The organism is Pseudomonas sp. FG29 (assembly GCF_057809355.1).
This window is the reverse complement of record NZ_JBMDJU010000002.1, coordinates 143,800-156,112: the sequence shown is the minus strand read 5'-3', so window position 1 is coordinate 156,112 and position 12,313 is coordinate 143,800. Positions and strand designations below refer to the sequence as shown.

Genomic DNA, 12,313 nt, shown 5'->3' with positions numbered 1-12,313 from the left:
GCGAGACCTCTTTATGCCTGCCTACCGCACTGCCTTACTGCCCCTACTCCTGGCCCTGACGTTAAGCGGCTGCGCCAGCCTTGCGCCGCTGACCCAACCGAAACTGGATCAGGAAGCCGCTGAAGCCTTGCGCCTGGCTCACACCCTGCGCGACAACCAGCGCTTCCAGGCGGCCTACGAGGTCTATGCGCGCATGGACGAGCGTGGCCAGCTAAAGAACAGCTATATGCTGGAATACGCCAGTGTCGCCGCAGCCGTACGCCCAGCTCAGGAAGTGTTGCCGCTGTACCAACGCGCCCGTGACGCACTCGGCGGTAACATCCAGGCGCTGCCAGATGCGCAGCGCGTGGCGCTGTGTACAGGCCTGGGCCGTGCGCGCCTGGCCCTCGGTCAGGCTGGCTTCGCCGAGCGTGATTTCCAGTGCGCCATCGATGCCGAGCCGGGCAACCTGCCGGCACTCAATGGCCTGGGCGTGGCCTACAACCTGCAAAACCGCGATGACGACGCCCGCCGGCAATTCGAGAAGGCGCTGGAGATCAACCCGGGCTTCGCGCCGGCGCTGAACAACCTGGCACTGTCCTGGCTGGCCAGCGGCGACAGCAGCAAGGCCATCGGCCTGCTCAACCAGTCACGCGGCCAGGGCGATATCTCCCTGCAGTTGAACCTGGCGCTGGCCTACGTGTTCGCCGGTCACGACGACACCGCCCAGGCTGTGCTGCTGGAAAGCCTGCAGCCGGAGTACGCCGGGCGGATCATCGAGCAGTTCCGTACCGCCCGTGCCCGGGTCAATGCCGGGGCGCCGCTGGCCAGCGAGCTGCTGGCGGCCAGCCAGCAACCGTTGGCCCTTAGCGAGCAGAACTGAGCCATGCAGCCCACTCGCTTGCACCGCCTGCTGCACGAACAGCAAGGCGTGACCGCCGTGGAGACCGCGCTGATCCTGCCGGTGTTGCTGTTCGGCGTGATGATGTTGTTCGAACTGGCCCGTATCAGCCTGATGATCGGCGTCGGCAACCTCGCGCTGGAGCGCGCCCTGCAGGACTTCCGCCAGGAGCGCGCCTTCTACGCACAGACGCCCGATGTGCTGCAGGCGGCCATCGAACAGCGGCTGATCGACTCGTCCTACGGTTTTCTCACCGAGGACAACTTCGAGGTCGATGTGCTGGCCTTCGACAACCTGCGCCGCTTCGCCGGTGGTGCGGCGGACGAGGAAAAGGACGCCGTAGACCACTCGCCACCCGTGCTCAGTGTCACCGTCGACCTGACCCAGACCTTCATGACACCACTGCCGGCCCTGTTCGGTCTTGGTGATGCCTTCCAGTACCAGTACCGCCAGTTACTGGGCAGCCTCACCAGCGACACCGACGAGGAGGACGACGATGAATGACCTGCGCCGCAAGCAGCGCGGCAATGCCCTGATCGAGAGCGCCCTGACGCTGCCCTTGCTGATCGGCAGCGCGCTGGTGATCGCCGACCTGTACAACATCAACCTGGCGCGCGCCTACATGGAACAGTCCGCCCATACGGTGGCCAGCACGCTGGCCATGCAGAACCGCCTGGACAAGGACGGCCTGCAGGCACTCACCGAGCAAAGCGCGGCGCCGGGCGTACTGGGTGACTACCAGATGGTCATCAGCCGCGTGATGCTCGACCGCCGCATGCCCTGGAAGCCGCTCTATCGCGGTAATGCCGAAGGCCTTTGCCCGGAGCTGTTCAGCGGTGACCGCTATACCGGCGAACTGCCGGAGGAACTGCCTGCCAACAGCAGTGACGACGAGGATGATGAGGACAGTACGTCCGGCACCTCGATCGTGGTCGTGCAACTGTGCCGCAACAGTGACACCCTGGCGCTGAGCAGCGCCCTGCTGGCGAGCAAGGATATCCAGACCATTTCCTTCGCCCGCATGAGCTACAGCGACATCGAACTGGATGCGCCGTTACGCGAGGAAGTCGGCCTGGAGGACGAAGACAGCTGATGCCCGCATGCCGCTCGTATCGGTAGTTTTCCGCAAAGATGAAGCCCTCTTAACTTGCCTCAGGCACGCCTGCGCCTTCTACTTGAGCACGGCACGAGGCATGTGCCGTATCGCCCCTATGCTGCGCTCCCAGCGCGAACCGTTCCGTACCAGCCGATCTATCACGACTCATGCAGACACCTGCCCTTAGCCCCGCCAAACGTCTTTGTTACCTGGTACTGGCCTACCTGAGCCTGGGCCTCGCCCTGCTCGGCCTCGTCCTGCCGGGTCTGCCGGCTACCGAGTTCGTCCTGCTCGCGGCCTGGGCTTCCAGCAAGAGTTCACCACGCCTGAATCGCTGGCTGCACGAGCATCGCCTGTTCGGCCCGATGCTCAACAACTGGACACGGGGCGGCGTGATAGCCCGCCGCCACAAGCTCTACGCCAGCCTCGGCATGCTCGCCTGCTTCGCCCTACTGCTGTGGCATGAGCCGCCGCTGTGGCTGCTGCTCACTGCGGGCGGTGGCATGTTCTGCGGCGCCTGTTGGATCTGGTCACGACCTGAGTCATTGCCGACAGAACGCCCGCTGGCTTGACGCCTCGCTTCGAGCGCATGCGCTCCCTTAAGCATTCTTAATGAAACGAGCATTGCTCGCGATTAGGAATAATTCTTATCTTTGCCGCTCCGAGCCCACTGCTTCCTGTCGGGCATTCCAGAGAAAGGCAAGATCCCGATGCGCGCATGGCCCACCCTCTTCCACCGTCACGCCGCGCCCATGCTCCGCGCTCACCGGCAACGCGGCAGCGTCGCGCCATTCATGGCACTGGCCATCGGTGGCGCGCTGCTGGCTACCGCCTATTCGCTCGACACCAGCCGCATGACCAACAGCGCCGCGCAGGTGAAACGGGCCACCGATGCCGCCGCGCTCGCCATCGGCCAGGAGCGCGTGCTCAGCGGCGACAAGAGCGAGGAACAACTGCGCAAGCTCGCCTATGGCTACGTCATCAACAACCTGGGCCTCGACAGCACCCTCGCCGAACAGATCGATGAAGACAGCCTGGCGCTCAGCCAGACAAAGGATGAGCAAGGCCGAATCCGCTACCAGGTGCAGGTCACGTTCCAGGCCAGCCCAGAGTTCCTTGGCGGCGAGCCGCGTGACATCAGCATCCACTCGACCGTCGAGGTGCAGCCCAGCGCCCTGGAAGTGGCGCTGACTCTGCCCAATAGCGGTTCAGAAAACGCAGCCAACCTTGCGGTGCTGCGTCGCCTGGGCAAGCGTTTCGCTGAAAAGCTGGTGAAGGATCGCGAGGATGCCTGGCTGGCCCTGGTGCCTTACAGCCAGGCGGTGAATGTCTCGCCCGACTACACCAACCCCGACACGCGTACGCCGGCCGGCCCCAGTGCCAGCCACATGCAGCGCCTCAACAGTTGGTCCATGGCAGCGGCCTTGCGCCCGATCGAGTTGACCTCGTTGTTCCGCTCCGGCTATGCCGGTCTGCATGACCGTCGTATCCCGGATCGCCGCGCCAACCTGCTGTGCCTCTACCGTGGTCTGAATCGCGGCGAGAACTACCATTGGGACGAGGCGCCGGGTGGCCAGTTCCGCATCTACTACCGTCACGACCTGCCGGAGAACGGCAGCCCAGGTGCGAACCCGATCCGCTGGATCGGCCCGAACCCGCTCTTCGGCCAGGCGGCAGGCGTCAACGACACGCGCTGGATGGTCGCCGACCGCGGCTGCCCATCAGCTCCCCTGCTGCCCCTGACCAACGACCTGGACAAGATCGAGGAACGCCTTGACCAGATGTCCACCCGCTTCAACACCAACTACGCCATCGCCATGGGCTGGAGTGCCATGGCCCTCGCGCCTGCGTTCCGTGGTAACAGCGGCTGGAACCTGCCGGACGATCTGCCCAAGGACTTCAAGGACGATGGCGGCGACAGCTACAAGGCCATCGTCATGCTGGTCAACACCACAGACCAGCGCTGGTTCGACAGCGACAGCTACAACGCCTACGTCGGCCAGGCCATCGACGGGGAAACCGGCACCGATGGTGAAAACACCAGCCTCAGGACGCAACGCTTCGCTCAGTTATGCGACTCCCTGCGTGAACGCAAGCTGCGTTTCTTCCTGATCGCCATCGGCCAGGACGAGATCCCTGATAACGACCTCCTGGCCGAAGGCACGGTCGATGGTGCCTCGGACTTCAAGCGTCTGGCCGGGCCAGGCCTGGCCCGCTGCGCGGAACAGGCCGGCGACATCACCTACATGCCCGGCTTCGACTTCGTCGCCGCCGAAGGACAGCTTCAGGATCGCCTGGATCAGATCCTCGACGACATCCGCCAGCAGAGTGCCTACGTCCGTCTCGTCGAATAGCACGGGCGCTGCATCTCATCTCATTTCAACGCTCACTGTCCCGGAAGACTGCCATGACCCCACGCAAGCCTTCGCAACGCTTTTTCCGCGCACTGGCCCTGGAGCCGCGCATCCTGCTCGATGCCGCAGCGGTTACCACTGCGGCGGAAGTGGCGGCGCAAGCCGAGGCACCAGCGACCGCCGATGCCCCTGGCGTCGAGGCCACGCCGGTTCACAGCACACTCACCATTACCGACAGTACGACCAGCTTCCCACCGGTGGATCTGTTCCGTAGCGTCGATGTCTCCCAGGAAACCGGCGGTGGACTGGACGAGCTGGCCAACCTGGTGATCACTGTCGACCGCACGGGCAGCGACCAGGCGCTGGTCATCGATGGCAAGACCATCGAGCTGGTCGCTGGCAGTGGCACCACGCGGGCCAACGACAGCGGTTACCTCTATGAGGTGAGCGTCTCCGGCACGACCACGACCATCACTCTATCGCTCAACGCCTTTGATCCTGATCCGGCCAGTGTCGCGACCCTGATCGACACCCTCTCCTACCAGGCTCTCGACAAGTCCGTCGCCAGCGGTACCGTTACCATCACCCTGCACAGCCTGAGCGATGACGGCGGCCAGACCACCGACCTGAGCGCCATCAAGGCCACGGTCGAGATCGACAGCCAGGTCAATGTGCCGCCGGTGATTTCCGGCGACGTACTGAAAGAGGCCGAGGCTCTGAACGCCGGAGTACTGGCGGCCTCCACCGAAGTGGCTTACTCCGCCGACGGCAAGTACGTCTATGCAGCCGGCTCGAACAGCAGCATCAGCGTGTTCGACGTCAGCGAGACTGGCAGCCTGATCCTGAAGCAGACCCTGACCGGCATCCAGGATCTCGGCACGGTCACGCACATGGTGGTGAGCCCGGACGGCAAGTCGGTGTATACCGCCTCCGGCAACGGCAACCTGGTGCTGCTCAGCGTCGATGCCGATGGTACGTTGAGCCGTAATGCCACCATTGCTGTCGGCGACTCCGTCACCGGTAGTCTCGCCATCTCCGATGACGGCACGCAGCTGTTCGTCGGCAGCCAGTGGAACGGCCTCTACGTTTACAGCCGTGATACCGATAGCGGCGCGCTGACACAGCTCCAGCGCCTCGATGGGCGTAGCGGGATCGTCACCACCTCCGGTGACTACGTCTACGTGACCTATGCCGGGACCGGTATCGTGACACCGCCCAGCCTGTCGGTGTACCAGCGCAGCGCCTCGGGCACCCTGAGCCTGGTCGACAGCCTCAATATCAGCGCGGCCGGTACCGATCTGGTGGCCTCCGCCGATGGTCGCTACCTGTACGTGGGCAGTGCCAGCGGTGTCACCCTCTACCAGTTGGGTACGGACAATCAACTCACTCAGGTCAATGCGATCAGCGGCATCGCCGTCGGCAGCCTCTCGCTCGATGCCGATGGCGACCGCCTTTTCGTGGCTGCCAGCAATGGCACCGTGCACCTCTACAGCGTCGCCAGCAATGGCAGCCTGACCAGCCAGGGCACGCTCAGCAGCCCGACCAATGGCCAGGAGATCGCCGTCGCGCCTGACGGCCAATCCATCGTAATTTCCGGTAACGGCCTGAGCCGCTTCTCCTCGATCCAGACGCTGATCCGGGGCGAAGCGATCACCCTGGCCAGCGACCTGAGTCTGAGCGACGCCAACTTCGACCGCTTGGCTGGTGGCAGCGGTGACTACGGCGGTGGCAGCTTGCTGATCGAGCGGGCGGGCGGTGCCTCGGCCAATGACGTGTTCGGCTTCGCCGATGGCAACGGTCTGACACTGGCCAACGGTGAAATACTCAAGTCCGGCGAGGTCATCGCCAGCTTCACCCAGAGTGGCGGCACGTTGATCATCACCTTCCAGGCCGGTACCAGCCGCGATGACGCCAACGCCGTCCTGCGCCAGGTGACCTATGCCAACGAAGGTTCGGATGCCAATGGCAGCGTGGTGACGCTGCAGCTACGCGTCAACGACGGCCAGGTGGACAGCCAGCTCATAGGCCTGGATGTACTACTGACGCAAAACACGGCACCGGAGCTGAACACCAGTTCGGCTATCACCGCGCCCTACGACACCACCGGCACTCTCGTCACCTTGTTCAGGGACACCACCATTCGTACCGGTGAAGTCGGTCAGTCGATCATCCAACTGACCCTGAGCATCGACGGGCTGAACGATGTCGCCAACGAATTCATCATCATCTCCGGCACGCGCATCGACCTGTCGCAGTCGTCCAGCGGCAGCGCCGGCGCCTACAGCTACACCTACACGCGCACGGGCGACAGCGCCACGCTGGTCATCGACAGCGGCGGCATCAACTCGGCGACGGCGCAGACCTTGGTCAACGGGATTGGCTACGTCAACGACACCCGCGCTGCCACCACCGGCACGCGCACCTTCACCCTGGCCAGCGTTCGTGACAGCGGCGGCAGTGCCGGTGGGGGCGACGACACCGGCGAGCCTGGCATCAGCGCCAGCATCGAACTGGCCATCAACAATGCACCGCAATGGCAGACCGATACCAGCGAGCCGAACCCTACTCTCTATTACGCCGACGGTACGCTCAGCGGCTACGCTGATCGCGTCACCGACATGCTGCTGTCCGCCGATGGCAAGACGCTGGTCATCAGCGGCAGCACCGGCGACAACGCCAGCGGCACCAGCTACCTACGCATCTATTCGCGCGACACCAGCACTGGCGCGCTGACCCTGGTGCAAACCTTTACCCAGGGCGCCAGCGATAACCCGGATACCGTGGCCATCGAGGCCAACGGCCTCAGCGCCATCAGCACTCTGGCGATGCATGGCGACAACCTCTATCTCGCCGGCCACACCGGCAATGCCGGAGCCTACTCCCTGGTGCGTTTCACCTACGATGCCAATACGGGTGAATACGCCTATGCCGGCATTGTCGCCACCCAGGGCGTCGACGGTGTCACGGGTCTGGATGCGCAGGTTTCCGAGATCGTGATCTCGGCAGATGGCAAATCGCTGTACACCATCAACGGTGTCACCACCATCGACGGCGCCACCGGCAAATCCGTGCTGGCTCAGTTTGCCATCGATGCGCAAAGTGGCGCCCTCACCTACCTGGGGGCTTACCAGGGCGGCTCGGCAGATCTGGGCATGAACGCGCCGACCGGCATCGTCGTCTCGCCCGATGGCACGTCGGTCTACGTCAGCAACCGCAGCAACAGCATGCTCACGGTATTCAGCCGTGACACCGACAGCGGCGCGCTGACTTACGTCGGTTTCATCAACGCCAGCACGATCACCGCCGATGCCGATAGCGCTGCCCAACCCAGCGACAACCGCTACCTGCTGGAGCTGCAGGACATCGTCATCTCCCCGGATGGCAAGTACGTCTACGTCGGCTCGGGCCAGCAAGCGACCCTGACGGTCTTCAGCCGTGACGCAGCGGACGGCAGCCTGACCTATGCCGGCACCCTGTCGCTCTACTCGTACGTGAGTACCCTGGCGATCCGCGAGATTGCCATGTCCAGCGATGGCTCCGCCCTGTATGTCGGCTTCAACGGTGGCGTTCTGGCTGTACTCAGCCGCGATAGCGTCACGGGCGCCGTGGCCTTCGTCAGTAGCCTGAACGTCGGCGCCCGCAGCAACCAGATCGCCGTCACGCCCGATGGCCTGAACCTCTACACCGGCCGCAGCCAGTTCACCACCGGTGTGGCGATTCTGTCCGCATTGCCCACCGCCTCTTCTGTCGCCAATCGCGCGAGCACACCGTTCGCCGAAGGGGTCAGCTTCGCCGATGTGGACTTCGATGCAGCAGGCAGCTATCAGGGCGCCGAACTGACCATCAGCCGTAGCGGCAGCGCTTCGGTGAACGACCTGTTTGGATTCAAGGACGGCTCAGGCCTGACTCTGGTCAATAACCAGATTCAGCAGAACGGCACTGCCATCGCCGAGTTCAGCAGCACCGACGGCAAGCTGACCATCCGCTTCATCGCCGCAGTCGACAAGGCGACGGCCAACCAGGTGCTGCAACAGGTCACCTACCGTAACGACAGCGCTGAAGCGCCAGCGCGCGTCGAGCTGAAGCTGAGCGTCGACGATGGCGGCAAGAGCAGCGATACCACCCTGGTTCTGCTCTTGAGCGCCCCTGAACCCGTGCTGTCGGCCAATGGCAACACCACTTCCATCACCATCGGCGGTAGCAGCCTGCCCGGCCAGGTCGACCTGTTCGAGCAGGTCTCGGTCAGCCTCGGTGAGGATGGTGAGGTATTGTCCGAACTGATCATCAGCGTGGATCGCAGCGGTACCGACCAGGCCTTGATCATCGATGGCAGCACCGTTGTCCTGCAGGCCGGTAGCGGCCAGACCAGCGCCAATGGTTACGCGTACGTGGTCGAGGTCGACACTGGCGGGACTCGTGTTCGTGTCAGCCTCGCTGGCTCGGCTTCCGCGCAAGACGCCGCCACGCTGATCGACGGCATCGCCTATCAGGCGCTGGCCGATACCGTCAGCGCAGGCACCGTCACCATCACCCTGGCCAGCCTGAGTGATACCAGCGACCAGATCGAACCGGGAATCAGCGCCAGCGTCACCGTGCGCGACCAACGCCAGTTGCCTTCGTTGGGGGCAGATGTCGGCGCACTCGACTACGCAGACCTGCTCACCCAGCTTGATGACAATGGCAACAACCTGTTGCAGGGCGTCCAGGGCATCACGGCCATCGGTGACAAGGTCTATGTGGTTCGCTCGAGCAGCGATTGGGTGTACGACGAAGCAACCCAGACCGGCTCGGAAGTCGCCATCAATACCCTCTCCGTCTACCAGCGCGCTGCGGATGGAACATTGCAACTGCTCGAAACCCAGGCAGTCAGTGGGTTGACGGGCATAGCGACCCTGCATGTCTCGACGGATGGCGGCACCCTCTATCTGATCGGCTCCGACGGCATCGCCCTGTTCAACGCAGCCGACCTGCAGCAACTCGGCACCTTTGGTGCCGACATCGGCCTGGTCAGCGATGTCGTGGCCCAGGGCGACAAGGTCTATGTGACGGCCGATAGCAAGCTGTTGGTGTTCACCCGCAACGATAACAACCTGACGCTGGAGCAGACGCTCGAAGATGCCGGCGACAGCGGCATGCAGTTGGATGGGGCCAACGCCATCAGCCTGTCGCCCGATGGCCGTACCCTGTACGTCGCCACCTCCGGCGGGAACACGCTGGTCAGTGTGTTCAGCATCGCCACCGACGGTTCGCTGAGTTTCAGGCAGGCGGTAGCCGGCACCGATGTTTCTGAGTTCGGCCACTACGCCTCAGCACTCGCCCTGTCGGCCGACGGCAAAACGCTCTACGTGATCGATAACAACGCGTTGCTGCACGTGCTTGATGTCGGAACAGACGGCAATCTGACCGCCGCTGCTACCCTTGAGCTGGGCTCTGGCGACGACATCAGTGTCAAAGACGTCATCGTTTCGCCAGATGGCAAGACCCTGCTGGTAATTGGCAACCTGGGCAGTAGCGAGAGCTGGAACAGCTACGGCGTGTTCCTCTATAGCCGCGGCGAAGACGGTGCCCTCACCTTGGTACAGAAAGTCGAGGGCTTTGGTGATTACGCCAACTTCGCGGGTACCACCTTCAACGAGATCCGCCATGCGACGCTCAGCCCCGATGGCACGCAGCTCTATCTGACCGGCATTTTCGTCCAGTCCGGTTGGAACGAGGGTGTGCTGGTCATCGACCTGAAACCCGCCTCCCTCACCTTCACGGAAGATGGCGAAGCCGTCGCCATCCTTCCCGGCGGCACTCTGAGCGACCCACAGCTCGATACCACCGGCGACTACCAAGGCGCCAGCTTGGTGATCACGCGTGAAGGCGGCGCCCAGTCGGGCGATGCATTCAGCTTCCTCGCCGGCAACGGCCTGGAACTGAAGGATGACGGCACAATCTGGAAAGGCACCCGCGCGATTGCCACTTTCGTCGAAGCCAATGGCACGCTGACCATCAGCTTCCTTGCCGGTGTCAGCCAGGCCGACGCTCAGCTCGTATTGCGCCAGGTGGCCTATAGCTCCAGCAGCAACGACCCTGAGCGGGCTGGCAGCAACGCTAGCTTCAGGATCGTTTTCGACGACGGCGATAACAACCAGGCACAGCTCGACGCCAGTGTGACCTTGCGAGGTATCAATGATCCTGCCGTGGTCAGCACCTCGCCCCTGAATCCGACCTACAGCGCAGGTGGCGAGCCGGTCAGGCTGTTCGAGAACACCCATGTCGACACGGTAGAAACCGGTCAGGGTATCTGGAAGGTGCAGGTGATCCTGGGCGGAAGTGCTGCAGGCGACGTGCTCGGCATCGGGAATGAGCAAATCCGTGATCTGAGCAGCCAGATTGGCAAGGGTGTGCAAACCCTGCCATCGGGCCAGCCCTATAACCTGTACGCAGACGGCGACACGGTGGTCATCGATCTCTTCCTGCCGGAAGGCTCCGGCACGCCGCAACAGACTCAGGCACTGATCGACAGCCTGTCCTACGCCAGCGAAAGCACTGCCCCCGAGGGCACCCGCACCATCGGCCTGCGGGTCATCGAGGATGACTACAGCACCCGCAGTAGCTTCTCCGAGCAGGCCACCGTTAACCTGGAAAGTAACGCTGCCCCTATTGCCAACGCTGGCAACTTCAGCCTGGTAGAGGCCACTGCCGGGCAGCGCTACAGCGTTCAATTGCCCGCTGACCTGTTCAGCGATGCTGACAATGACATCCTGACCTGGGTTATCGACGGTCTGCCCACAGGCCTGAGCTTCGACCCGCTGACGCGAACCCTGTCTGGCACCGTGCAAGCGATGGGTAGCCATGAGCTGACGCTCAAGGTCAGTGATGGCAGGGGCGGTGAAGCGGAGATGACGTTGACCCTCGAAGTGGTCAATGCAGTGCCAGTGGCCAGCGGGTCGTTTGCCCTGAGCAGCGTCAACACCGGCCAGGCCTATGAAGTCACCCTGGCGGAGAACCTGTTCAACGACGCCAACGACAGCGAGCTGACCTGGACGATCAGCAACCTGCCAGAGTGGCTCAGCTTCGATGCCGACACCCGCACCCTGTCCGGTACCGCGCCGGATGTAGTGGGCAACCATGTCATCACCCTTATCGCTACGGACCCGCATGGCGCGACGGCCACTCTCACCCTGAGCCTGACGGTGGCCCAGCCGCCGACACAAACCGCTGGTGATACCGTAGCCCCAATTCCCAGCAGTGGCTTCCAGCAACAGGCAAGCGCCCTGACACCCGCCAGTTTCGGCGGCCCGGCACTGAATGCGCCGCTGTTTGAATACGGCGATGCGCCGGCCAGCGACCTGATCGAAACCGCAGCCCTGACGCCACCGCCATCACCGGCGCAAGCCTTGCTGCAGAGCAGCCAAGGCAGTGGCCTGGCTGATGGCCACGGCTCGCTCAGCGAGCAACTGGCCAACTCCGATGGTGTGCTCACCGACAGCGGCCTGCAGGCCACGGCAAGCAGCTTCAGCTTCGATGGCACGACCCTGCGCCGCGACGTCGACCTGAACCAGAACCCCGCTAGTCGCAGCATCGAACTCCGCCTGCCGGTTGCAACGGCAGATGGTGCCAGCGCCCAGCGTGTCACCCTGGCCAATGGCCTACCGCTGCCGAGCTGGGCCCGCTTCGATGCGCGCAGCGGCGAGCTGCGTATCGACCGCGAACGTCTGCCGCGTGACGGCGTACTGCGCCTGACCCTGATCAGCCGCGATGCCGAGGGCAAGGAGCAACGCACCCCCGTGGAAGTGCGTGTCACCCAGGCGCCGGCCAATGCCGAGCGCGCGGCACCACAGGTACCGACAGCACAAGTCGAATCGCTGCCAGAACGCCTGCGCCAGGACACCTCCAGCGCGCTGCTCAGCGAGGCGCTCGACCTGCTCGACCAACTGAGCGACCTGGCCGCAGAGCCAGCCGCCGCCACCCGACACATTGCCTGAATACTGCCAA

At 63.7% G+C, this 12,313-nt stretch carries 6 protein-coding genes; all 6 read left to right on the top strand.

Annotated elements, in window-relative coordinates; all coding sequences use genetic code 11:
* Nucleotides 1-13: 13 nt before the first annotated feature.
* The 6 genes from ACODS1_RS04130 (at nucleotide 14) to ACODS1_RS04105 (ending at nucleotide 12,303) form a co-directional block, all read left to right on the top strand.
* Nucleotides 14-862 carry a tetratricopeptide repeat protein gene (locus tag ACODS1_RS04130; RefSeq protein ID WP_489084649.1) on the top strand — a complete coding sequence of 283 codons (849 nt, stop codon included), beginning with the start codon at nucleotides 14-16 and terminating at the stop codon, nucleotides 860-862.
* A gap of 3 nt (nucleotides 863-865) precedes the next feature.
* Nucleotides 866-1,384 (top strand): TadE/TadG family type IV pilus assembly protein, encoded by a 519-nt coding sequence (locus tag ACODS1_RS04125; protein WP_489084648.1) that lies wholly within the window; start codon nucleotides 866-868, stop codon nucleotides 1,382-1,384.
* Nucleotides 1,377-1,973 carry a TadE/TadG family type IV pilus assembly protein gene (locus tag ACODS1_RS04120; protein ID WP_489084647.1) on the top strand — a complete coding sequence of 199 codons (597 nt, stop codon included), beginning with the start codon at nucleotides 1,377-1,379 and terminating at the stop codon, nucleotides 1,971-1,973. Before ACODS1_RS04125 ends, ACODS1_RS04120 begins: the two co-directional genes overlap by 8 nt.
* A gap of 170 nt (nucleotides 1,974-2,143) precedes the next feature.
* Entirely contained in the window at nucleotides 2,144-2,548 is a 405-nt protein-coding gene (locus ACODS1_RS04115; RefSeq protein ID WP_489084646.1) for a YbaN family protein, read from the top strand.
* A gap of 138 nt (nucleotides 2,549-2,686) precedes the next feature.
* Complete coding sequence (locus ACODS1_RS04110; protein WP_489084645.1) at nucleotides 2,687-4,330, top strand: TadE/TadG family type IV pilus assembly protein; 1,644 nt, start codon at nucleotides 2,687-2,689, stop codon at nucleotides 4,328-4,330.
* Nucleotides 4,331-4,383: 53 nt separating this feature from the next.
* Complete coding sequence (locus ACODS1_RS04105; protein WP_489084644.1) at nucleotides 4,384-12,303, top strand: beta-propeller fold lactonase family protein; 7,920 nt, start codon at nucleotides 4,384-4,386, stop codon at nucleotides 12,301-12,303.
* Nucleotides 12,304-12,313 lie beyond the last annotated feature (10 nt).